Consider the following 22,734-nt stretch of genomic DNA (forward strand, 5'->3'; position numbering starts at 1 on the left):
GCAGCGGCGTTTCCGGACGGTGCTACTCCGGCGCGACCGGCTTGCAGCCGCGCTGCGCGGCCACGGCGTTCACCCAGGAGGTGAACAGCGGAGTGCTGAAGGCCGAGGGGCCGGGAGTGACGAGGTCGGACCGCCCGGACAGGTGGAACAGGAGGTCGTCGTTGCCGCATTGCGCGTGCACGGCACCGTCCGAGCCCGTGCCGCGCCAACCGCTCGGCAGGGGCGAGTCGAGGTTCTTCCGCCTGGCGACGAAGGTCGGATAGCGGCTGTCGGCGGTGACGGTGAAGCGGAGCGCGGGCTCGGACATGATCTGGCTGTAGACCCAGCAGGACTGCAGTGGCGCCGCCGGATCGCTGACCCGCTGGGCGAGTTCCGGCAGATTCCGGCCGGTCCCGACGCCCGGAAGGCCGCAGAGCTGCCCGTCGGTCGCCGGAGTGACAGCCGGGCCGGGCGCGGTGAGGTGCATGTCCGGTACGTCGGCGGGGCCGCAGCCTGACGACTTGGCGAGGGCCGAACCGAAGTCGGCGGCGAGCCGCGCGAGGGTGGCGCGGGCCTCCCGGTCCGGCGTCTCCTTGGACGGCTGGTCCTGCCACATGAGGTCGTGCTTGCCGCGATGGCGCACGTCCGCACCGAGGATGTCGGCAGTCCGGTCCGGGAAGGCGTCCGTACTTCCGGGAGCCTTCCGGCAGCCTGCCGGGAGCACCAGCCAGCCGGTGTCGTTGCCGAACGCGCCGAGCGGCCCCCGGTCCGGCTGCGACATCGCGGGATCGACGGGACTGCGGTCGTCGGCGCGTTGGACACCGTGGGTCTGGAGGGTGAGGTCGGCGCCGCCCCTGACCCGGATCACGCAACGGCCTTCCGGGTCGGTGCGGTCCTTCGGCAGGCGGCTCTGCACGACCTCGATCCTGCCGCTGCCCAGGACCTGCTGGACGTCCTTGGCCGCGACGGCGCCGTCGCAGAGCCGGCCCGGGAGGAACAGGTTGGTCCAGCGCCAGATCGCGAAGCCGCCCGCGCCGAGGGCGAGGACCAGCACGCCCGCGACGACGGCCCGGGTACGTCGGGAAAGCTTCACTTCTGGCCGTTCCGTCCGAGGGCGCTCATGGCGTTCGCATGACCGGTGGTGTGGCCGGTGCCCAGTTCCTGGGCCACCACGCTGGTCGTCTTCGGGTCGGCGTGATGTGCGTCGCCCCAGCCCGCCGCCATGGCCTTGCCCTGGGTGAGTGCGGCGTAGTGAGCGTCGGCGGATTTGGAGTTGCCCGCGTTCTGGGCGTCCTCCTTGATGTTGTCGGTCCACTCGGAGATGCCGAGGTCGACGAGGCCGCCCGCGATGTCTCCGACCTCGGGGATGAACCCGGACACGGTGCCGTTCATCGTGGAGGCGAAGTCACCGGTCTTCTCGGCCCAGTCCATCCGGTCGTCCTTCTCGTCCAGGATGACGGAGGTCCGGATCGCGTCGTAGGCGCCGAGTGCCGTGCCGACCTGCCGGGCCGGGATGTCCCGGTCCTCCGGGGCGTGCTGCGGATCGGCGGGGAGGACGGCCAGAGCATCGGCGGCCTTGGCTCGTTCGGCGGCGTACAGCGTGGCGTACGCCTCCGGGTCGTCGGCGACGCCGCGCATCACCCGGACGAGGTGGTCGGAGCTGCCGCCGAGGTGGCCCTCGCCGTTCTTCTCCCAGGCACCGTCGTGCTGAACGTTACTGACATCCTCGCTGAGGATCAGGTGCGTGTCCTCCACATAGTCCGACAGCGCGTTGGCGAGCGGCATCTTCAGGTCGTCGTGGATCTCGCTGCCCTTGCCGTCCCCGTCCAGGGCGTCGATCGCGCCCTGCATCACCCGCGCCTGGGCCGGGGTGTGGGGGCCGCCGGTGTGGGTGCCGTCGCCGGGGACGTCGCCGGTGGCGGCGGCCTCCAGGGCGGCGGCGAGGCCCTCCTGATGGGTGGCCTTGTCGACGATCGGCGCGCCGTACAGGGGGTTCATGTACGTGGTGGGCCACTCGCGGTCGCGCAGCAGGTACTTGAGGCGGTCCTCGGCGCCGGGCGACTTCGGGTCCAGGAACAGGGTGGCGGCGTCCGGGTTCTGGCCCATCAGCTTGAGCACGCCGTCCACGGGGTCGTACACGAGGTCCGGGCGCGGGCCGTTGAACTGGTGCGCGGACCAGCGGTTCTTGTCCTTGCGCTCGGCGGCGACGATGTCGGTGCCGAGGTCGTTCAGGAACTCCTTGCCGTAGCCGGCGTTGCCGTGCTGGAGCAGCGTGGCGAGGGTCTGGTAGCCGTAGACCGGTTCGCTCTTGCCGCCGAAGTGGCCGGCGTTGATGTTCTTGACGCCGGCTTCCTGGAGGCCCTTGCGGAAGTCCTGGTAGAACTTGCTGTTCGGGTCCCGGGTGGCGCCGGCGATGGTGTTGGCGAGGTTGGTCTGCAGTTCGCCGTACTCGCCCTTGAGCTTGCCGTCGGGCTTGTTGAGCCGGACCTCCAGCTCGTCGGCGAGCAGCAGGGTGCCCTCGGGGCCGAGCGTGTTGAGCAGGGTCTGGCCGTAGACGGGGCTGCCGGAGTTCGCCTTCATCAGGTTGTTGAGCTCGGCGAGCTCCTCCGGGCTGAGGGTCTTGCCGTCCTTGAGCCGGGCCGCGAGTTCGGCGGCGCGGCGGCCGTCGGCCTCGTCGCCGCCGCCGACGGCCTGGCCGTTGAACTGGTTCGAGGTGTCGCCGACCTTGGCGGCGCGGCGCAGTTGGAGGGCGGCCCGCTGGTCGGCGGCGGTCGCCTCCTCCAGGAAGATCGTGATCTTCCGGGACCACTGGCCGGCGGCCTCCTGCCGGGACTGCCGGTAGTCCGGGTCGTGGTGGTAGTAGTCGCGCTCCTCCTGGGAGAGGGCGCCGACGTCGAACAGGACGTTGCCGGTGCCGGTCACCTTCATGCCGTCGGCCTGGGCGTCGGTGACGGTCTGCCTGAGCTTCTTCTGCGCGGACTCGAAGTCGCCCTGGGCGTCCTTGATGATCGAGGCGACGGCCTTGGCCTCGGTCTGCGCGTCGACGCTCTGCTGCCGGGTGACGGTGACGTGCAGGTTGGCGGCCGAGGCGGTGGAGCCGAACCAGAGGCCCTGGCCGCCGGTGACGGAGAGGACCTCGCTCTCCAGCCGCTGCTGGACGCCCTGGTACTTGCGGGCCATCTCGGTCCAGTCGGCGACGGCCCTGGCCATCGCGGACGGGTCCGCCTTCATGACGTCCTCGAAGCCGAGCAGGCTCATCCGCCCACTCCGTTCGTGGCGAACGGCGTGCCGTTCCCGCCGAACGACGAGGCGATGCCGTGTTCGACGTTCAGGTAGTTGGTGTGGGTCTGCCGCATCATGCCGGCTTCCTGGTTGAGCCGGCCGTTGAGCTGCGAGACCTGCTCGTGCCACTCCTTGACCGCTCCGCGCAGGGCGGCGGCGGTGTCCCAGCCGCTCAGCTTGCCGGCGGCGGCCTCGGTCGACTCGTCGGCGGTCTTCCCGGCCGCGGTGCTGTCGGTCGCGATGCCGTCGAGCGAGGTGGCCGCCTTGTCCAGCGCGCCCGTCGACACCTTGGTGGGCCCCCCGCCCGGTCCCTGGCTCGGCTTCAGGTCCGGATCCGCCATCACTTCTCCCCGTTGTGGTCCACACCCGGCCGGAGACCGGCCGTTCGCGAATTTTCTGGGGACGTTAGCACGCCAAAAGCGGGCTCCCGCAAGGCGCGTGCGGGTGCGGACACCGGAGCCGGGGCCGCCCCGGCCCCGGTGTCCGGGGCCCCGGTGCCCGCGGCCCGGTCGGCGGTCCCGGTCAGCCGTCCCGGTCGCAGGCGCCGATGGCGCGGCCGGCCTCGCGGGAGGCGCGCTGGGCGTCGCGGGCGCGGACGGCGTCGATGATGTCGTCGTGGCCGAGGTAGCGCTCGGGGACGAGCTCGGGGCCGACGTCGTGGCGCAGCAGGGCCCGGGTGACCTCGCCCAGGTCGGCGTAGAGGGCGGCGAGCACGTCGTTGTGGGCGGCGGCGACGACGGACTGGTGGAAGGCGGCGTCGGCCTGGACGAAGTCCTCGGCGTTGCCGGAGCGCCAGGCGTCCTCGCGGCGGGCGAGGGCGGCGTCCATGAGGTCGAGGTCGCGGTCGGTGCGGCGGGCGGCGGCGAGGCCGGCGGCGGCGGTCTCCAGGGTGGTGCGCAGTTCGGCGACCTGGGCCCGGTCGGCGTCGGCGAAGCGGCGGTGCATGACGCCGGCGAGTTCGCTGGCGGCGAGGACGTAGGTGCCGGAGCCCTGGCGGATGTCGAGCAGTCCGTTGTGGGCGAGGGCGCGGACGGCCTCGCGCACGGTGTTGCGGGCCACACCCAGCTGTTCGACCAGGGCGGCCTCGGTGGGGATGCGCGAGCCGACGGGCCACTCCCCGGAGGTGATCTGGGCGCGCAGCTGGGCGATCACCTGGTCGGACAGCGGGGTGCGCTTCGGCGAGGACAGCGCCACGGGGGACTCCTTGGGTCGGGTGGGTCGGGCCATCATGCCAATTCGAGGATGCGCTAATTCATCCCATCATTCTATGATGGCCCGCATGTCGTCCGCAGCAGACACCGCAGATCCCGTCACCGCTTCCACCCGGGTCGACCCCCGGGGCGCCGCCCGGCCGCAGAGCGAGCGGCCCGGCCCGCCCAGAAGTCGCCACCTCGGCTGGCTGTTCGCCCTCGCGATCGCCGCCGCCGCGTTCAACCTCCGCCCGGTGGTGACCAGCCTCGGGCCGCTGCTGGACCAGGTCCGCACCGACCTCGGAATGAGCCCGACCGTCGCCGGTCTGCTCACCGCCGTCCCCTCGCTCTGCTTCGCCCTGTTCGGCTTCGCCGCGCCCGGGCTGGCCCGGCGGCTCGGCCCGGTCGCGGTGGTGACCGCGGGCATGGGCGCGATCACCGCGGGCGTGCTGGCCCGTTCCTTCGCCGGTGGCACCGCGGTCTTCCTGCTGCTCACCGCGCTCGCGCTGGCCGGTGTGGCCGTCTCCAACGTGCTGATCCCGGTGGTGATCAAGCGCTACTTCCCGGAGAAGGTCGGGCCGATGATCGGCCTCTACTCGATGGCGCTCTCGGCCGGCACCGCGCTGGCCGCCGCCGTCACCGTCCCGCTGACCAAGGGGCTCGGCGGCGACTGGCGGCTCGGCCTCGGGGTCTGGGCCGGGCTCGGCGCCGTCGCCCTGCTGCTCTGGATCCCGGTGCTGCTCGGCCGGCGGCGGGAGTCCGCCGGCGCGGTGGCCGGCGCGGCGGCCGCGGTGCGGCTGCCGATCACCCGCAGCCGCACCGCCTGGGCGCTGGCGATCTTCTTCGGCTTCCAGGCCACCGGCGCGTACGTGGTGATGGGCTGGCTGCCGACGATCTTCCAGGACGCCGGGGTCTCCTCGGGCACCTCGGGCGTGCTCCTGGCGCTGACCATGGTGATCGGCGTGCCGGTGTCCTTCGTGCTGCCCAACCTGGCCGCCCGGCGCGGTGACCAGCGGCTCTTCGTGGTGGTCCTGGCGGCCTTCGGCATCGCCGGCTACACCGGGCTGGCGGTGGCCCCGGCCGGTGCGCCGTGGCTGTGGGCGGTCCTGGTGGGCCTGTCCAACTGCGCCTTCCCGCTGGTACTGACCATGATCGGCCTGCGGGCCCGGACCGCCGGCGGGGTGGCCCAGCTGTCGGCCTTCGCCCAGGGCGTCGGCTACCTGATCTCGATCCCGGGCCCGATCCTGATCGGCCGGCTCTACCAGGCCACCGGCGAGTGGTACCTGCCGCTGGGCTTCCTGGCGGTGCTGCTGGTGCCGCAGATGCTGTTCGGTCTGCGGGCGGCCCGGGCCCGGCACATCGAGGACGAGGCCGTGGCGACGGCCTCCGGGGCCGGCGCGGCCTGACGGGTCCCCTGCCCTGTCCCCGCCGGCCCGGCGGGGACAGGGCCGACGGGGACGGGGCCGGGTCCCGGTGGGGGACGGGCGTGTGCGGGGTGGGAGAATCCGGGCATGCCCGTTCTCGAACCGAACCCCACCGACGGCCACAAGAAGCTCGGCCAGCTCGCCGCGATCATCGGCGGCATCGTCGTCCTGCTGGTGATCGTCGCGATCGTCGCCCGGAACATCGGCTGACCCCGGGGCGACACCCCGGTGAACCCCGCATGATGGCACTCCCCGACCCCGGGGGTGGCGCCATCGGGCAGCATCGCGCCCGCGGCCGGCTTTTCTGCCAAGCTTGCTGGGTATGAGCGCCGACACGCCCCGCAGGATCATCGTTCTCCGCCATGCCAAGGCCGACTGGCCGGACGGCGTCGACGACCACGAGCGGCCGCTGGCCGACCGGGGCCGCCACCAGGCCCCGGAAGCCGGCCGCTGGCTGGCCGACTCCGGCATCAACCCCGACTACGTGCTCTGCTCCACCGCCCTGCGCACCCGCGAGACCTGGAAGCTCGCCGCGCACGAGCTGCCGAAGCGGGTGCGGCGGACGGTCTACGAGGACCGGGTCTACGACGCCAGCCCCGGCGAGATCATCACCGTCCTCCAGGAGACCCCGGAGGAGTACGACGACCTGGTCCTGGTCGGCCACAACCCGGGCGTGCTGGGCCTGACCCAGGTGCTGGCCGGTGACGAGGGCGACCGGGACGCGCTGGAGCGGCTGCGGCTCGGCGGCTTCCCGACCGCGGCCGTCGCGGTGCTCAGCTTCTCCGGCCCGTGGAAGAACGTCGAGCCGGGTGTGGGCGAGCTGGTCTCGTACTACACGCCGCAGGACTGAGCGGCGTGCGGCGGCCCGGAGCGACGGCGGGTGACCGGACCCGGGTGACCCGCGACGGGTGACCGGGTCAAGGTGACCGACGACGGTGACCCACGACGAGGGGCGCGCGGACCTGGTCCACGCGCCCCTCGGTGCGTCCGGTCGGCCCCGCGTGCCGTCAGCCCCGCGCGTCGGCCTCCGGGTGGTCCAGCGCGTCCACCACGTCGGCCGCCTCGACCTCCTCGCGGGTGATCCCGAGCAGGTACAGCACGGTGTCCAGGAACGGCACGTTCACCGCGGTGTCCGCGGCCTCCCGCACCACCGGCTTGGCGTTGAACGCCACGCCCAGCCCGGCCGCGTTCAGCATGTCCAGGTCGTTGGCGCCGTCGCCGATGGCCACCGTCTGCTCCAGCGGCACCTTGGCCTGCGCGGCGAACCGCTCCAGCCAGCGCGCCTTGCCCGCCCGGTCGACGATCTCGCCCACCACCCGGCCGGTGAACTTCCCGTCCACCACCTCCAGGGTGTTCGCCGCCGCGAAGTCCAGGCCCAGCTGCTCCACCAGGTGGTCGGTGACCTGGGTGAAGCCGCCGGACACCACCGCGACCTGGAAGCCCAGCCGCTGCAGGGTGCGGATCAGGGTGCGGGCGCCCGGGGTGAACCGGACCTCCGCGCGCACCTTCTCGGTCACCGCCGCGTCCAGCCCGGCCAGCAGCGCGACCCGGGCGCGCAGCGACTCCGCGAAGTCCAGCTCGCCGCGCATCGCCGCGGCCGTCACCGCGGCGACCTCCTCCTCGCAGCCCGCGTGGGCCGCGAACAGCTCGATCACCTCGTCCTGGATCAGCGTCGAGTCGACGTCCATCACGATCAGCCGCTTGGCCCGCCGCTCCAGCCCGGCCGCCACCACCGCGACGTCCACCCGCTGGGTGGCCGCCTCCTGGGCCAGTTCGGCCCGCAGCCGGTCGGTGGCCACACCCGAGACGGCCAGTTCGACAGCGGTCACCGGGTACTTGGCGAGCCGGAAGACACGGTCGATGTTGCCGTCCGCGGCCGTGATCCGCGCGGTGAGCGCGGCGACGGCGGAGGCGGTCAGCGGGTGGCCCAGCACGGTGACGTGGGAGCGGCCCTCGCGCCGCGGCCGGTTGTCGCCGATGCCGGAGATGATCTCGGCCTGGAGCTTCTGCTCCTCGGCCCAGCGGTGCACCACGGCCCGCAGGTCGCCCTCGGCGCCCCGTACGGCGGGGGCGGAGACCAGGGCGCACAGCGTTATCCGGCCACGGGTGACCACCTGCTCGATGTCGACGACCTCCACGCCGAACCCGGCCAGGGTGGCGAAGAGCCCGGCGGTGATGCCGGGGCGGTCCTTGCCGAACACCTTGACGAGCAGGGTGCGCCCGTCCTCGGTCCGGGGCTGCGGGGCGGGGAACGGCTCGGCGGCCAAGGGCGATGCGTTCATGGTGCCTCCCACGCTACCCGGCGCCGGACACCGCGACGGCACCCGTCCGGTTCGTGGACGAGCCCGCCGGTCCGGTCCCCGCGGACCGGACCGGTGGCCACCGGTCGCGGGACCGAACCGGTGGCGCGGCGCTGTCCGGTCCGCCGTCCGGTCGTACAAGGGCGGTCCGTGAATCGTTGCCGCCTGGTCACAGTCCGCGGGGGCGGCTTTCACCCGTGCCCGGCGGGCTGGAATGATTCCCCCGTCAGATTCACGATCATTTCGCCCCACCTGGCCGGGGCGCACCATCGGGGGAACCGAGAGAGCGGGGCAGGCGAGAGTGCCGCAACTCGTCATCGAGATCAACGGACAGCAGCGGGTCATGGAACCCGGGCGGTCCTACACCATCGGTCGCAATCCGCAGTCGGACTTCCAGTTCGACGACGCGCGGGTGTCCTGGCAGCACGCCACCATCTCCTTCAACGGGGCCGGTTGGCAGCTGGACGACCACGGCAGCACCAACGGCACCTTCACGGGTGGTGCCCGCACCATGCAGGCACAGCTGTTCCCGGGAGCCGTGGTCAACCTCGGCAACGCCGAGAACGGCCCCAGGCTCGCGTTCTCCGCGCCGACCGCCCAGCAGGCCGCCCAGCCGGCCTGGCACGAGGCCGCCACCAGCCGGAGCGCCGCTCCCCAGCAGCAGTGGCAGCCCCCGGCGCCGCAGCAACAGCAGCAGCCCTACCCGCCGCAGCAGCAGTGGCAGCCGGAGCCCCAGGCCCAGCCGCAGGTCCAGCCGCAGCACTTCCCGCAGCAGCAGGGCTTCCCGGGGCAGCACGCCGCCCAGGGGTTCCCGCAGCAGGCGCCCGCCGCGCACGACGGCGGCCCGCAGCCGACGATCATCCGCAACCTGACCGCCGGCATGAACACCATGCGGATCGGTCGCGCGCTGGACAACGACATCGTCGTCTCCGACCTCCAGGTCTCCCGCCACCACGCCGAGCTGCGCCAGCTGCCCGACGGCCGGTACGAGATCGTCGACCTCGGCAGCCACAACGGCATCTTCCTCAACGGCCAGCGGGTCGAGCGCCAGCTGATCGGCCCGCAGGACCGGTTGACGGTCGGCCACTCCAGCTTCGTGCTGGTCGGCGACCAGCTGCAGGAGTTCGTCGACACCGGCGCCGTCTCCTTCTCCGCCCGCCACCTGACCGTCGAGGTCGACTTCAAGGGCGGCAAGAAGGTCCTGCTCAACGACGTCAGCTTCGGCGTCCCGGAGAAGTCCCTGGTCGCCGTCATCGGCCCGTCCGGCTCCGGCAAGTCGACCCTGCTGCGCGCCCTCACCGGCTACCGCCCGGCCGACCGCGGCGACGTGCTCTACGACGGCCGCAACCTCTACAAGCAGTTCGCCGAGCTGCGTTCGCGCATCGGCCTGGTGCCGCAGTCGGAGATCCTGCACAAGGAGCTGACCGTCCGCACCGGCCTCAAGTACGCGGCCCGGCTGCGCTTCCCCGGCGACACCGAGCCGCGCGAGCGCGAGGCGCGGATCGACGAGGTGCTCTACGAGCTGCGGCTCGACAAGCGCGCGGACAACCGGATCACCGCCCTCTCCGGCGGCCAGCAGAAGCGCGTCTCGGTCGCCCTGGAGCTGCTCACCAAGCCCTCGCTGATCTTCCTGGACGAGCCCACCTCGGGCCTCGACCCGGGCATGGACCGCGAGGTCATGCAGATGCTGCGCGGCCTCGCCGACGACGGCCGCACGATCCTGGTCGTCACCCACTCGGTGGCCGAACTCGCGCTCTGCGACCGGCTGCTGGTGATGGCGCCGGGCGGTTCGGTGGCCTACTTCGGCCCGCCGGACGAGGCGCTGCACTTCTTCGGCTACGAGACCTGGGCCGATGTCTTCCAGGCGTTCGAGAACTACCCGGACCACGACTGGGCCGGCCGCTACCGCAGCTCGGTGCACCACCAGCAGTACTCGGCGGACGTGGAGTCCGGCGCGGTGCAGTCCGCGCAGATCGTCCAGGAGGCGGTCCGCCCGCCGAAGCCGCAGAGCTGGGCCTCGCAGCTGTGGACGCTGATCCGCCGCTACGCCTCGGTGCTCGCCTCCGACCGCGGCTTCCTGGCGCTGTCGGTGCTGCTGCCGGCCGTGCTCGGCGCGGTCAGCGTGCTGATCCCCAACGAACCGGGGCTGGCGCCGAACCCCAAGTCGCAGCTCGGCCTGAACAGCGGCGCCGCGACGATCATGCTGATCCTGGCGATCGGCGCCTGCTTCTCCGGTGCGGCCAACTCGGTCCGCGAGCTGATCAAGGAACGGGCGATCTACGAACGGGAACGGGCCACCGGCCTGTCCCGCTCGGCGTACATGATGTCCAAGATCATCGTGCTGGGCTTCTTCAGCGTGATCCAGGGCGCGATCATCTCCGCCGTCGGCTTCCTGCCGCGCAAGCTGCCCGCGCACGGCCTGGTGATCAAGGACCTGCCGATCCTGGAGATGAGCTTCGGCCTGATCCTGCTGAGCTTCGCCTCGATGATGTTCGGCCTGGTGATCTCCGCCCTGGTCAAGACCGCCGAGAAGACCATGCCGCTGCTGGTGATGTTCGCGATCATCCAGGTCGTCTTCACCGGCTGCCTGTTCCAGATCTTCTCCAAGCCCGGCCTGGAGCAGTTCGCCTGGCTGATGCCGGCCCGCTGGGGCACCGGCATGGTCGCCACCACGCTCGACCTGTCGCACCTGCTCGGCCCCTGGAACAAGGACTTCCAGAACCCCGAGTACGACGCGCTCTGGGGCCACAACTCGGGCCAGTTCTGGTTCGACGCCGGGATGCTCATCCTGATGTCGGTCGTCCTCGGCATCATCGTCACCCGGCTCCAGCGCCGGCACGAGCCCGAGGTCATGCAGAAGGGCTGACGCCCGGCACCGCCGCCACCACGGGGGCGGCCCACCCCGACCGGGGCGGGCCGCCCCCGCGGCGTTTCCCGCCCCGTCCCCGGCCCCGTCCTCGCCCCGTCCCCGCGCCCGTCCGGAGCGCACGACCTAGGTCGCTGGACCTGCGCCCCACCCGGCCGGGGACCGACGCGCCGGCCCCGGGGGCGGCGGTAGGTTGGCGTCATGCCCACCGTGCCAAGCGACCACCGGCACGCCGGACTGCTGCCCGCCGACCGGATCCCGGTCGGCCCGCCGCCGGACGGCACCCTGCCCGCCTGCGAACCCTGCCTGGCCGGCATCGAGGCCGTCAGCCAGGCCCTGCTCGGGATGAGCCGCCACCTGGAGGTGCGCGAGGTCCTGCGCCGGATCACCGCCTCCGCCCGCCGGCTGCTCGGCGCCGAGTACGCCGCCCTCGGCGTCCCCGACGACCACGGCGGCTTCGCCCAGTTCGTCGTCGACGGCGTCACCGACGAGCAGTGGCGGGCGATCGGCCCGCTGCCCCGGCAGCACGGCGTGCTCGCCGCGATGCTCCACGAGACCGGCCCGATCCGGCTCGACGACGTCCGCCGCGCCCCCGCCTTCGGCGGCTGGCCCGAGGCCCACCCCGAACTCGGCGCCTTCCTCGGCATGCCCATCGTCGACGCCGACCACGACGAGGACGAGCCCGAAGTGCTCGGCGTCATCTACCTCGCCGACAAGCGCGGCGGCGGCGGCTTCACCGACCACGACGAGGAACTGCTGCGGATACTGGCCGCGCACGCCGCGCTGGCCCTGACCAACGCCCGCCTCTACGAGCGCAGCCGCGAACTCACCCTGGCCGGCGAGCGCGCCCGGATCGCCCACGACCTGCACGACGCCGTCTCGCAGAAGCTCTTCTCGCTGCGCCTCACCGCCAAGGCCGCCGCCAAGCTCGTCGACCGCGACCCGGCCCGCGCCCGCGCCGAACTCGCCGAGGTCGCCCGGCTCGCCGCCGAGGCCGCCGACGAACTGCGCGCCGTCGTCGTCGAACTGCGCCCCGCCGCGCTGGAGGAGGACGGCCTGAGCGCCACCCTGGCCTCCCAGGTGCAGGTCCTCGACCGCGCCCACAGCGCCGACATCGCCTTCGCCGCCGACCGCGTCCGCGCCCTCCCGCAGGCCCAGGAGGCCGCCCTGCTGCGGGTCGCCCAGGAGGCCCTGCACAACGCGCTGCGCCACTCCGGTGCCGGTCGCGTCACCGTCACCCTGGCCGGAACGCCCGGGCGCGGCGCCGTGCTGAGGGTCAGCGACAACGGCCGGGGCTTCGACCCCGGAGCCGTCCGACGGGCCGGCCGCCACCTCGGCCTGGCCTCGATGCGCGACCGCGCCGCCGCCGTCGGCGGCCGGCTCACCCTGGACTCGGCCCCCGGAACGGGCACGATCGTCGAGATGGAGGTCCCCGGTGCCTGACACCCTGTCCGCGATCCGCGTCCTGCTGGTCGACGACCACCAGGTGGTCCGCCGCGGCCTGCGCACCTTCCTGGAGGTGCAGGACGACATCGAGGTGGTCGGCGAGGCCGCCGACGGCGCCGAAGGCGTCGACCAGGCGCGCGCGCTCGACCCCGACGTGGTCCTGATGGACCTCAAGATGCCCGGTGTCGACGGCATCGAGGCGCTGCGCACGCTCAAGGAGGAGGGCAGCCGGGCCCGGATCCTCATCGTCACCAGCTTCACCGAGCACCGCACCATGGTCCCCGCGCTGCGGGCCGGCGCCGCCGGGTACGTCTACAAGGACGTCGACCCGGAGGCCCTGGCCGGCGCGATCCGCTCGGTCCACGCCGGCCACGTCCTGCTCCAGCCGGAGCTGGCCGAGGCCCTGCTCGCCGACGACGGCCCGCGCCCGCCGCAGGGCCGCGGCGGCACCCTCACCGAGCGCGAGCGCGAGGTGCTCGGTCACATCTCCGACGGCCGCTCCAACCGGGAGATCGCGCGCAGCCTGCACCTGTCCGAGAAGACGGTGAAGACCCACGTCTCCAACATCCTGATGAAGCTGGACCTCGCCGACCGTACCCAGGCCGCGCTCTGGGCCGTCCGGCACGGCGAGACGCGGTAGGGCGGGACGCGCCGGGGCGCCCGGCGCGTCCCGCCCCACCACGGGGACGCGGCTACCGCTCCCGCTCGTCCACCAGCGCGTTGTACGCCGCCACCTGGGCCCGGCGGGCCGTGCGCCACAGCGGCGCCAGCGCCTCCTGCCGGGCCGCCATCTCGGAGGCGCTCACCGCCGCGCCGTGGCCGCCGGAGGCGATCGAGAGCAGCGCCGCCACCTGCCGGGCCGACTCCAGCACCCGCACCGCCCGGGGCGGGTACCCGGGCGCCAGCAGCTCGGCGTGCCCGCGCCGTCGGTACGCCTCCAGCGCCCGCAGCGCCTCCGGACCGGCCCCGGCCACGTCCAGCCGGGTCAGCAGCACGGTGGCCCGGCGCAGCCCGTCGGCCAGCTCGAACTCGGCCTCGTGCAGCGAGGGCACATCGGCCGGCGGCGCGTCGTTCACCTCGGCGCAGCGCCACAGGACGGTCGCCGACCGGTCCCCGGGCGGGCCGAACACCTCCACCTCGGGCACCAGCCCCAGCGGCACCCCGACCGCCAGCACGGCCTCCCCGGCCGTCAGCGCGCGCGCGTTGAACGGTGCCGGACCGGTCAGGCCCAGCGGGTGCCCGGCCGACGGCAGGGCCAGCCGCAGGCCCTTCGCCCCGAGCACCCGCAGCCGTCCCAGCGCCCAGGTGAGCCCGTGCCGGTCGTCCGGGCCGTCCCCGGGCAGACCGGTCACCCGGTGGCTCTCGTCGGCCCCCAGGACCGCCGCGGCGGCGTCGTCGGGCGGCACCAGTCCGGCCAGCAGAGCGTTGCCCCAGGCGGCCAGCCGCCCCGAACGGGGCTCTTCGTACGGATTGTCGGCAGGTGTGGCGAGCATCCGGCCAGCCTACGGAATCGGTGGACACCCGGGTGGCGTAGGTTTGCCCATGCGCGTGCGGCGCACCCACTCCGTGCCCACCGGCCGCCGGGGCGGGACGCCGCTCGCACCGACGGCCGTATATCTGTTTTTGGGGAAGGCGTGGGCATGAGCGACGTGCTGGAGCTGGTGGACGTTTCCGTGGTCCGGGAGGGGCGCGCGCTGGTCGACCAGGTCTCGTGGTCCATCTCCGAGGGCGAGCGCTGGGTCATCCTCGGCCCGAACGGCGCGGGCAAGACCACCCTGCTGCAGATCGCCTCCTCGTACCTGTTCCCGACCTCCGGCAAGGTCAGCGTCCTCGGCGAGAAGCTCGGCGAGATCGACGTCTTCGAGCTCCGCTCGCGGATCGGCCTGGCCGGCGCGGCCATGTTCGACAAGCTGCCCGCCGAGCAGACCGTGCTGCAGACGGTGCTCACCGCCGCGTACGGCATGACCGTCACCTGGCAGGAGTCCTACGAGCAGGCCGACGAGTCCCGCGCGCTCGCCCTGCTCGACCGCCTCGGCATGGTCGGCATGACCGACCGCCGCTTCGGCACCCTCTCCGAGGGCGAGCGCAAGCGCACCCTGATCGCCCGCGCCCTGATGACCGACCCCGAGCTGTTGCTGCTCGACGAGCCCGCGGCCGGCCTGGACCTCGGCGGCCGCGAGGACCTCGTCCGCCGCCTCGGCGCCCTGGCCCAGGACGAGTTCGCGCCGGCCATGGCGATGGTCACCCACCACGTCGAGGAGATCGCCCCCGGCTTCACGCACGTCCTGATGATCCGTCAGGGCAAGGTGCTCACCGCCGGACCGATCGAGACCGAGCTCACCGCCCGAAACCTCTCCAAGTGCTTCGGCCTCCCGCTGACCCTGGAGCGCCACGGCGACCGCTGGTCCGCCCAGGGGCTGCCGCTCGGCTGAACCGGGCTCGGCCGAACCGGCCGGGGCGGGCCCTTCCGCGCCCGGCCCGGGCCGCGACCGGGGCCACTGAACTCCGCTGAACTCGGCCGATCCGGAACCGGTCGCACGTGCGACCGGTTTCCGCCCCTCCACCTGCGGGAACTGACCGCCTCATAGGCCCTTCCCTCCCTAGGATGGACACGTGGACAGCTGGATCTGGTGGCTTCTGGTCGCCGTCGGCCTCGGCATACCGTTGGTGATCACCACGATGCCGGAGCTCGCCATGTTCGCCGTCGGCGCGCTCTTCGCGGCCGGCGTCGCCGGTCTGGGCGCCGACGTGGTGTGGCAGGTGCTGACCTTCGTCGCGGTCTCGGTCGCGCAACTGGTCGTCGTCCGCCCGATCGCCTACCGGGCGCTGCGGAAGGGCCCGCAGATCAGAATGGGCATCGAGGCGCTGAAGGGCGCCACCGCGGTCGTCGCGGAGAAGGTCGACGGGGAGGGCGGGCGGATCAAGCTCAACGGCGAGATCTGGTCGGCCCGCGCGCTCCACCCCGAGCAGGTGTACCAGCCGGGGGAGCAGGTCGACGTCGTCGAAATCCAGGGCGCGACCGCCCTGGTCGTCTAGGGGAGAGTCAGTGGAACCCGTCCTTATCGTCCTGGTCGTCCTGGTCGTGGTGGCCTTCATCGCGCTGATCAAGACGATTCAGGTCATCCCGCAGGCCAGCGCCGCGATCGTGGAGCGCTTCGGCCGCTACACCCGGACGCTCAACGCCGGCCTGAACATCGTCGTCCCGTTCATCGACCGGGTCCGCAACCGGATCGACCTGCGCGAGCAGGTCGTGCCGTTCCCGCCGCAGCCGGTGATCACCCAGGACAACCTGGTGGTCAACATCGACACGGTGATCTACTACCAGGTCACCGACGCGCGGGCGGCCACCTACGAGGTCGCCAGCTACATCCAGGCCATCGAGCAGCTCACCGTCACCACGCTGCGCAACATCATCGGCTCGATGGACCTCGAATCCACCCTGACCTCGCGCGAGGTCATCAACGCCGGCCTGCGCGGCGTCCTCGACGAGGCCACCGGCAAGTGGGGCATCCGGGTCAACCGGGTCGAGCTGAAGGCCATCGAGCCGCCGACCTCGATCCAGGACTCGATGGAGAAGCAGATGCGCGCCGAGCGGGACAAGCGCGCCGCGATCCTCACCGCCGAGGGCAACCGGCAGTCCCAGATCCTGCGCGCCGAGGGCGAGAAGCAGGCCGAGGTGCTCAAGGCCGAGGGTGAGGCGCAGGCCGCCGTGCTGCGCGCCGACGGTGAGGCCGCCGCCATCCGGACCGTCTTCGAGGCGATCCACGAGGGCGACGCGGACCAGAAGCTGCTGGCCTACCAGTACCTGCAGACCCTGCCCGAGCTGGCCAAGGGCGACGCCAACAAGCTCTGGATCATCCCGAGCGAGATCGGCGACGCGCTCAAGGGCATCGGCGGCGCCTTCACCGGTCTGCCCGGCAACGGCGGGGCCAACGGCAGCGCGATGGCCGCCCCCACCGCGGCCCCGGCCGCGCCGCCCGCCGCCGCCCAGGTGCCGATCGACCCGGCAGCCGGCCCGCGTCCGCTGGACACCGACACCAAGGGCGCCGCGCGTCCCCGGATCGACCCGCTCCGGGAGTACCGCAAGAACGACCCCGAGCAGTAGCCCGCGCGGCCTGCCCGTCGCTCCGCCGAGGGCCCGTCACCCGTACCGCACGGGGGCGGGCCCTCGGGGCTGTTCGCCCCCGGTGTGTCCTACGTCCCGAATCCTGGGAGAGGCTGGTCCCGGTACCCGTCCGTCCGGCATGATCACGGCGACAGGACCCCAACGGGAGGTGGCTCATGACGGTCTGGGAGGCGATCGCCGTCCTGGTGGCGGGCGTCGGCGCGGGGATGATCAATGTGATCGTCGGCTCCGGCACCCTCATCACCTTTCCCGTCCTGCTCGCCGTCGGACTCCCGCCGGTCACCGCCAACGTCTCCAACGCCTTCGGCCTGGTCCCCGGCTCGGCCAGCGGCGTGCTCGGCTACCGGCGCGAGCTGGCCGACCAGGGCGCCCGGCTCGCCCGTTTCGGCACCGCCTCCCTGCTCGGCGGCGTCCTCGGCGCCTACCTGCTGATCGCCCTGCCCAGTGCCGCCTTCGACGCGATCGTCCCGGTGCTGATCCTGCTCGCCCTCGTCCTCGTGGTGCTGCAACCCCGGGTCGCCAAGGCCGTCGCCGCCCGCCGCCGCCCCGACGGCGACCCGCACGGCGGCCCGCTGCTGCTCGTCGGGATCTTCCTCACCGGCGTCTACGGCGGCTACTTCGGCGCGGCGCAGGGCGTTCTGCTGCTGGCCCTGATGGGCATGATGCTCCAGGAGGACCTGCAGCGGATCAACGGCGTGAAGAACGCCCTCGCGCTGATCGTCAACGGTGTCGCGGCGCTGTTCTTCCTCTTCACCTCGACCGTGAACTGGACCGCCGCCGGACTGATCGCGGTCGGCTCGCTGGTGGGCGGCATGGTCGGGGCCAAGGTGGGCCGCCGGCTCCCGCCGCAGGCACTGCGCGCCGTCATCGTCGTCGTCGGCCTGGTGGCCGTCGTCAAGCTGCTCGCCACCTGACCGGAGGGACTCCGCCGTGGCCCTGGAGATGCGCACGATCTGCGAGCGCTGCGAGGTGTCGCTGACGCCGGACGGCCCGGCCTCTATATGTTCCTACGAGTGCACGTTCTGCGGGCCGTGCACCGAGGAGATGGCCGGGGCCTGCCCGAACTGCGGCGGCGAACTGGTCGCCCGTCCCCGACGGACGGGCTGACGACCGACCGGCCGCCGGCGACAGGACAGGAGAGCCGATGAGCCGCGAACGGCTGACCGAGGACAGGATCACCGCCGGGCTGGCGGCGCTGCCGCACTGGACGCGCGAGGGCGACAGCATCGTCCGGACCGCCGACGCCCCCGACTTCCCGGCCGGGATCCGGGTCGTCGCGGCCGTCGCCGAGGCCGCCGAGGCGATGGACCACCATCCGGACATCGACATCCGCTGGCGCACCCTGCGCTTCGTCCTCTCCACCCACAGCGCCGGCGGCCTCACCGCTCTCGACCTCGACCTCGCCGCCCGGATCGACGCCGCCCTGGCCGCCGAGTCCGCGGGGTAGCGCGGAGAGCGGCGGAGAGCGGCGGAGCGGCAGGTCGTCGGACCGCTGGACCGGTGCGTTCAGGGCCCTCCGGGCACACCGGAACCGTCCGCTCCGCCCCGCTCCGGGGGCGTGAGATGCTGACTGCCGCAGCGCAGACGGTCGGGAGGGACGGAACGGATGGCTCAGGACCCTCTCGGCGACGGCCACCCGCAGCAGTGGTACCCGCAGCAGGCGCCCCAGGAGTGGTCCGGCGGACACCCCGAGCAGCCGCAGTACCCCCAGCATGTCGACCACGCCGGGTACTCGGCGTACCCCGAGGGGACGGGGCAGGCCCATTCCGGGTACGCGGCCCAGCACGCCTGGCCGGGGGAGTACGGGCAGCAGGCATACGCGGACCAGGGCTACGGCGAGCAGGGCTACGCCGTCCAGGACCCGTACACCTCCCGGGCCGGGTACGGCCACAGCCACGTCCCGCAGCCGCCGTGGGCCGAGGGCCCCGCCGACGGCGGCCCGGACCAGCACCAGCAGTACGCGCCCTACGTCGTCGTTCCGCAGCAGCCGAACAGCGCGGAGCTGTACGCCCCCGTCGGGGCCGAGTACTCCGCCGACGGCTATGTGCGGCTGGAGCCGGAGCCGGAGCCGGAGCCCTTCACCGGGCCCGCGTCCGAGCCCGAGCCCGAGCCCGAGCCGGCGCCCGCGTCGCGGCGGGCGGACCGCACCGCCGGCCGGTCCGGCCTCGCGGCCAGGGCCAGGGCCGCCGCGGGCGCCGTCGTCGCCGCCGAGCACACCCCCGGCCGTCGCGCCCTGCTGGTGCGCACCGGGGCGGGTGTGGCCGCCCTCGGCGTCCTGGTCGCGGCCGGCCTCATGGTCGGCCTGGAGGGCGGCGGTTCCGCCGACAACGCAACCGGCGGCGAGCCCGGCTTCACCGTCGCGCACACCCGGACCTGGGCCGCCGGGGCCGTCACCGCCCAGCCCGGCGGTGACGACACCCTGGTCGGCAGCTGGCTGCTCGCCGGTGCCGTGGTCCGCGCCGACGCGACCGGCGTCCGCGCCTACGACCTCACCGACGGCCGGGCGACCTGGTCGCTGGAGCCGCCCGCCGCCGGGGCCGTGCCCTGCGGCCTCTCCCCGACCGTCAACCTGACCGGCCTCGGCGCCGTGCTGTTCCGGCCCCGGGCCGACCCCAAGAGCCCGTGCTCCCTGGTCGCGGCGGTCGACACCGGCACCGGCCGGACGGCCTGGACCAAGTCGCTCTCCGACGCCAAGGGCGCCTACGGCGCGACCGTCGGCGTCACCGACGACAAGGTGATCGCGGTCGGCGACAGCCACGCCGTCGCCTGGGAGGCCACCGGCGGCACCGACCTCTGGCAGTACACCGGGCAGGGCAAGTTCTGCACCCTCTCCGGCGGCGCGTCCGGCGGCACCGTCCTGGTCGCCAGCTCCTGCGCCGACTCCACCCCCGTGGACCAGGCCGTCGCGCTGAACGCCGTCGACGGCAAGGTCACCTGGTCGCGTCCCCTCGACAACCGGCCGAGGACCGCGACCGTGCTCTCGGTCGAGCCGCCGGTGGTGCTCACCACCGGCGAGAAGCCCGAGGACGACCGGGTCCTCGCCTGGGGCGCCAACGGCGACCCCGCCACCGAGATCCCGGTCGCCGGCGCCGGAGGCCGGCTCGACGCCGCCCACGGGATGTTCTCGGCCGCGCCGGGGGCCTTCTTCCAGGACCGCACGATGATCACCACGGTCGCCCCGGCGAACGGTGCCGGCGGCTCCGTCGCGGTGGTCGGCTACGACCTGGACAGCGGCAAGCAGCGTTGGCGCACCACCGCGCGCGAGAAGGGCGCGGCCCGGGCGGTCGCCGTCGACGGCGGCGCGCTGGTGCTCGCGGTCGACGAGCGCCTCGACCAGCCGGCCCACCTCAGCCGCTTCGCCCTGGGCGACGGGCGCCAGACGGTCGGCGGCAACTTCCCGCCCGGCACGGGCTCGCTGCTGGTCTCCGGGCGGGTACTGATCGGAGGCGGCCGGGTCGTCGCCGTCCCCGAGCACTCGACCAACTTCGGCACCGCGACCGCCTACCGGGCCCAGCAGTAGCCGCGGGCCTCTCACGGCCGTGCCCGGCCGCGCACCGACTTCCCCCCGTCGATGCGCGGCCGAGTCCCCCGCTCCCCCCCTGTTCCGGGTGCCGCCTCAGGCGGCCGAGGGCGCGGCCGCCGCGACCACCTGGGCCGGCAGCCAGGCGGCCAGCTCCCGGAGGTCGGCGCCGCGCAGGCCCAGCGCCATCATCAGCGTGGCCTGCGGCGTCGGTACGAACGGCCGGCGGAGCAGCTTCATCCCCGCTTGCTCCGGCGTCCGGTCGGCCTTGCGCTGGTTGTCGTCGGAACAGGCGGCCACCGTGTTCATCCAGGTGTCCGTCCCCCCGCGCGACCTGGGCTGCAGGTGGTCCACCGTGGTGGCGCGCCGCCCGCAGTAGGCGCACAGGTGCTGGTCCCGGACGAGCACCCCGCGGCGTGACCACGGAGCCTGTTGTCGGAACGGCACCCGGACGTACCGCTGGAGTCTGATCACCCGCGGCACCGGTACCGTCACCCCCGTCCCGCGCACGGTGCGCAGTGGGTGCGCCTGCTCGACCACGGCCTTGTCCTGGAGTACCAGGACCACGGCGCGCTGGAGCGACACCGTCGTCAGCGGTTCGTAGCTTGCGTTCAGAACCAGCGTGCTGCGCACCTCGGCCACCCTTCCGCGGGCGTGCCACGGCGGCACGACCGTCTCCACACACGTCACTGCCGCCGCGCGGCGGTGGGACCACTCTGAAGGGGCACAGGGCCGTCGAACAACGGAATTTCCGGTGTCGTGGAGGGGCATGCCCACGACGGGGCGGACGGGCACCGGAACCGGCCGGACCGGGAGCGACGGGAATCGGACCCGTCCGGCGCGTCCGCGCCGGTGCGACGAAAACTCGTTGGCAGGGACCGCGTAGGCTCTACGGAGCTGGAGCCGTCCCGCACACCCGGGCCGGGCCGAACCGGGCCCGCACCGGGCGGGCGCCCGATCGAAGGAGAAGCGTGACCGTGACGGACATCGTCGACGAGCTGCGGTGGCGTGGGCTGATCGCCCTGTCCACCGACGAGGACGCACTGCGCAAGGCGTTCGCGGACGGCCCGGTCACGTTCTATTGCGGCTTCGACCCGACGGCCCCCAGCCTGCACCTCGGCAACCTGGTCCAGATCCTCACCATGCGCCGCATCCAGCAGGCGGGGCACCTTCCGCTCGGCCTGGTCGGCGGGGCCACCGGTCTGATCGGTGACCCGAAGCCCACCGCCGAGCGCGTGCTCAACGACCCCGGGACGGTGGCCGCCTGGGTCGAGCGCCTGCGCGGGCAGATCTCGCGGTTCCTCGACTTCGACGGCCCGTACGCGGCGCGCATGGTCAACAACCTGGACTGGACCTCCGGGATGTCCGCGATCAGCCTGCTGCGCGACGTGGGCAAGTACTTCCGCGTCAACAACATGATCGCCAAGGAGGCCGTCGCCCGACGGCTCAACTCGGACGCCGGCATCAGCTACACCGAGTTCAGCTACCAGATCCTCCAGGGCATGGACTACCTGGAGCTGAACCGCCGATACGGCTGCAGCCTGCAGACCGGCGGCAGCGACCAGTGGGGCAACCTCACGGCCGGCACCGACCTGATCCGCAAGGCGGACGGCAAGTCGGTGCACGCGCTGGCGACGCCGCTGATCGTCAAGGCGGACGGCACCAAGTTCGGCAAGACGGAGTCCGGCACGGTCTGGCTCGACCCCGAGCTGACCACCCCGTACGCCTTCTACCAGTTCTGGCTCAACGCGGACGACCGGGACGTCCCCAACTTCCTGCGGATCTTCAGCTTCCGCTCGAAGGAGGAGGTCGAGGAGCTGGAGCGCGAGACCACCGAGCGCCCCGCCGCCCGCCTCGCCCAGCGCGCGCTGGCCGAGGAGCTGACCACACTGGTGCACGGTGCCGAGCAGTACGAGCGCGCGGTCGCCGCGTCCAAGGCGCTGTTCGGTCAGGGCGAGCTGGCCGACCTGGAGGCGCCGACCCTGGCGGCGGCGCTGGCCGAGGTCCCCAAGGCCGCGGTCACCGAACTCCAGTCGATCGTCGACCTGCTGGTCGCCGTCGGTCTCTCCGCGAGCCGTTCGGCCGCGCGCCGGACGATCAAGGAGGGTGGTGCCTACCTCAACAACGTCAAGGTGACGGACGAGGAGGCAGTGCCGGCCGAGGCCGATCTGCTGCACGGCCGCTGGCTGGTCCTGCGTCGCGGGAAGCGGAACCTGGCCGCCGCCGAGCTGGCCGAGTGACCGAAACCCGACGCCGCTGACCTGTGGCTTCGACTCTCAGGGGTGGGATCCAGCCGGATCCCACCCCTGATGTTTGACGGTGTCCTCCAGGTGGACTAGTGTTGAACGAGTCGCTGAAACGGCCATCCCATCGAGTGCGTGTCGCTCGGAGCATGAATTTCGAGTAACTCTCGGAATGCGCTAATGTGGAGGACGTCGCAAGAAAGCGATCCCGGCCAGTTCGGGAAATCCGATGAATGAAACTCCGGAAAACGGAGCGAAAAGCATCTGATAAGCTTGGAACACGAAAGAACGAAGCGCCCGGAGGGCCGGTGTGAAAGCCGCCTGAAGGAAGCGTCCGTTCCTTGAGAACTCAACAGCG

22 protein-coding genes are annotated in these 22,734 nt (G+C 72.9%); 14 read left to right on the forward strand and 8 right to left on the reverse strand.

Going from position 1 to position 22,734, the window contains the following annotated elements; genetic code table 11:
* Positions 1-22: 22 nt before the first annotated feature.
* The 4 genes from ACIQ9P_RS24155 to ACIQ9P_RS24170 all read right to left on the reverse strand — a co-directional run bounded on the left by ACIQ9P_RS24155 (position 23) and on the right by ACIQ9P_RS24170 (position 4,455).
* The gene (locus tag ACIQ9P_RS24155; RefSeq protein ID WP_402359692.1) at positions 23-1,072 is read right to left on the reverse strand and encodes a hypothetical protein; all 1,050 of its coding nucleotides are present in this window, start codon (positions 1,070-1,072) and stop codon (positions 23-25) included.
* Positions 1,069-3,237: a DUF6571 family protein gene (locus ACIQ9P_RS24160; RefSeq protein WP_402359695.1), complete on the reverse strand. Its 2,169-nt coding sequence runs from the start codon at positions 3,235-3,237 to the stop codon at positions 1,069-1,071. Before ACIQ9P_RS24160 ends, ACIQ9P_RS24155 begins: the two co-directional genes overlap by 4 nt.
* On the reverse strand, positions 3,234-3,602 hold the full coding sequence (locus ACIQ9P_RS24165; protein WP_402359698.1) for a WXG100 family type VII secretion target: 369 nt from the start codon (positions 3,600-3,602) through the stop codon (positions 3,234-3,236). The genes ACIQ9P_RS24160 and ACIQ9P_RS24165 overlap by 4 nt, the downstream gene beginning before the upstream one ends.
* 181 nt (positions 3,603-3,783) lie before the next feature.
* Positions 3,784-4,455, reverse strand: a complete 672-nt coding sequence (locus tag ACIQ9P_RS24170; protein ID WP_402359701.1) for a FadR/GntR family transcriptional regulator — start codon at positions 4,453-4,455, stop codon at positions 3,784-3,786.
* 85 nt (positions 4,456-4,540) lie between these two features.
* Here ACIQ9P_RS24170 and ACIQ9P_RS24175 point away from each other — a divergent pair, with 85 nt between their 5' ends.
* The 3 genes from ACIQ9P_RS24175 (at position 4,541) to ACIQ9P_RS24185 (ending at position 6,725) form a co-directional block, all read left to right on the forward strand.
* Positions 4,541-5,857: a CynX/NimT family MFS transporter gene (locus tag ACIQ9P_RS24175; RefSeq protein WP_402359704.1), complete on the forward strand. Its 1,317-nt coding sequence runs from the start codon at positions 4,541-4,543 to the stop codon at positions 5,855-5,857.
* A gap of 105 nt (positions 5,858-5,962) precedes the next feature.
* Positions 5,963-6,085 carry an SGM_5486 family transporter-associated protein gene (locus ACIQ9P_RS24180; RefSeq protein ID WP_266274030.1) on the forward strand — a complete coding sequence of 41 codons (123 nt, stop codon included), beginning with the start codon at positions 5,963-5,965 and terminating at the stop codon, positions 6,083-6,085.
* 112 nt (positions 6,086-6,197) lie between these two features.
* Entirely contained in the window at positions 6,198-6,725 is a 528-nt protein-coding gene (locus ACIQ9P_RS24185) for a SixA phosphatase family protein (protein ID WP_402359707.1), read from the forward strand.
* Positions 6,726-6,882: 157 nt separating this feature from the next.
* On the opposite strand, the gene serB is transcribed toward ACIQ9P_RS24185, so the two are convergent.
* On the reverse strand, positions 6,883-8,157 hold the full coding sequence (gene serB / locus ACIQ9P_RS24190) for a phosphoserine phosphatase SerB (protein WP_402359710.1): 1,275 nt from the start codon (positions 8,155-8,157) through the stop codon (positions 6,883-6,885).
* A 319-nt stretch (positions 8,158-8,476) separates the two neighbouring features.
* On the opposite strand from serB, the gene ACIQ9P_RS24195 reads away from it, so the two are divergent.
* The 3 genes from ACIQ9P_RS24195 to ACIQ9P_RS24205 all read left to right on the forward strand — a co-directional run bounded on the left by ACIQ9P_RS24195 (position 8,477) and on the right by ACIQ9P_RS24205 (position 13,127).
* On the forward strand, positions 8,477-11,041 hold the full coding sequence (locus ACIQ9P_RS24195) for an FHA domain-containing protein (protein ID WP_402359713.1): 2,565 nt from the start codon (positions 8,477-8,479) through the stop codon (positions 11,039-11,041).
* A 345-nt stretch (positions 11,042-11,386) separates the two neighbouring features.
* Complete coding sequence (locus tag ACIQ9P_RS24200; protein ID WP_402359787.1) at positions 11,387-12,484, forward strand: GAF domain-containing sensor histidine kinase; 1,098 nt, start codon at positions 11,387-11,389, stop codon at positions 12,482-12,484.
* Complete coding sequence (locus tag ACIQ9P_RS24205; protein ID WP_402359716.1) at positions 12,477-13,127, forward strand: response regulator; 651 nt, start codon at positions 12,477-12,479, stop codon at positions 13,125-13,127. The genes ACIQ9P_RS24200 and ACIQ9P_RS24205 overlap by 8 nt, the downstream gene beginning before the upstream one ends.
* A gap of 52 nt (positions 13,128-13,179) precedes the next feature.
* On the opposite strand, the gene ACIQ9P_RS24210 is transcribed toward ACIQ9P_RS24205, so the two are convergent.
* The gene (locus tag ACIQ9P_RS24210) at positions 13,180-13,980 is read right to left on the reverse strand and encodes a hypothetical protein (RefSeq protein WP_402359719.1); all 801 of its coding nucleotides are present in this window, start codon (positions 13,978-13,980) and stop codon (positions 13,180-13,182) included.
* A 147-nt stretch (positions 13,981-14,127) separates the two neighbouring features.
* On the opposite strand from ACIQ9P_RS24210, the gene ACIQ9P_RS24215 reads away from it, so the two are divergent.
* The 7 genes from ACIQ9P_RS24215 (at position 14,128) to ACIQ9P_RS24245 (ending at position 20,133) form a co-directional block, all read left to right on the forward strand.
* Positions 14,128-14,919: an ABC transporter ATP-binding protein gene (locus tag ACIQ9P_RS24215; protein WP_402359722.1), complete on the forward strand. Its 792-nt coding sequence runs from the start codon at positions 14,128-14,130 to the stop codon at positions 14,917-14,919.
* 181 nt (positions 14,920-15,100) lie between these two features.
* Positions 15,101-15,523, forward strand: coding sequence for an NfeD family protein (locus ACIQ9P_RS24220; RefSeq protein ID WP_030398242.1), 423 nt, complete (start codon positions 15,101-15,103; stop codon positions 15,521-15,523).
* Positions 15,524-15,533: 10 nt separating this feature from the next.
* Positions 15,534-16,592, forward strand: a complete 1,059-nt coding sequence (locus ACIQ9P_RS24225) for an SPFH domain-containing protein (protein WP_402359725.1) — start codon at positions 15,534-15,536, stop codon at positions 16,590-16,592.
* A gap of 176 nt (positions 16,593-16,768) precedes the next feature.
* Positions 16,769-17,527, forward strand: a complete 759-nt coding sequence (locus ACIQ9P_RS24230) for a sulfite exporter TauE/SafE family protein (protein ID WP_402359728.1) — start codon at positions 16,769-16,771, stop codon at positions 17,525-17,527.
* Between the two features lie 16 nt (positions 17,528-17,543).
* Entirely contained in the window at positions 17,544-17,720 is a 177-nt protein-coding gene (locus tag ACIQ9P_RS24235; protein WP_402359731.1) for a DUF1272 domain-containing protein, read from the forward strand.
* 37 nt (positions 17,721-17,757) lie between these two features.
* The gene (locus ACIQ9P_RS24240; RefSeq protein WP_402359734.1) at positions 17,758-18,060 is read left to right on the forward strand and encodes a 4a-hydroxytetrahydrobiopterin dehydratase; all 303 of its coding nucleotides are present in this window, start codon (positions 17,758-17,760) and stop codon (positions 18,058-18,060) included.
* A gap of 159 nt (positions 18,061-18,219) precedes the next feature.
* Positions 18,220-20,133, forward strand: coding sequence for a PQQ-binding-like beta-propeller repeat protein (locus ACIQ9P_RS24245; RefSeq protein WP_402359737.1), 1,914 nt, complete (start codon positions 18,220-18,222; stop codon positions 20,131-20,133).
* A 96-nt stretch (positions 20,134-20,229) separates the two neighbouring features.
* Here ACIQ9P_RS24245 and ACIQ9P_RS24250 read toward each other — a convergent pair whose 3' ends face one another.
* Positions 20,230-20,766 (reverse strand): HNH endonuclease, encoded by a 537-nt coding sequence (locus ACIQ9P_RS24250; RefSeq protein WP_402359740.1) that lies wholly within the window; start codon positions 20,764-20,766, stop codon positions 20,230-20,232.
* Between the two features lie 344 nt (positions 20,767-21,110).
* Between ACIQ9P_RS24250 and tyrS the strand changes: the two genes are divergently transcribed.
* Complete coding sequence (gene tyrS, locus ACIQ9P_RS24255) at positions 21,111-22,373, forward strand: tyrosine--tRNA ligase (RefSeq protein ID WP_402359790.1); 1,263 nt, start codon at positions 21,111-21,113, stop codon at positions 22,371-22,373.
* A 180-nt stretch (positions 22,374-22,553) separates the two neighbouring features.
* Here the strand turns inward: tyrS and ACIQ9P_RS24260 are convergent.
* A partial coding sequence (locus tag ACIQ9P_RS24260) for a hypothetical protein (RefSeq protein WP_402359743.1) occupies positions 22,554-22,734 on the reverse strand: 181 nt, incomplete at its 5' end.

This window comes from Kitasatospora sp. NPDC094019 (assembly GCF_044764505.1).
Taxonomy (GTDB): Bacteria; Actinomycetota; Actinomycetes; order Streptomycetales; family Streptomycetaceae; genus Kitasatospora.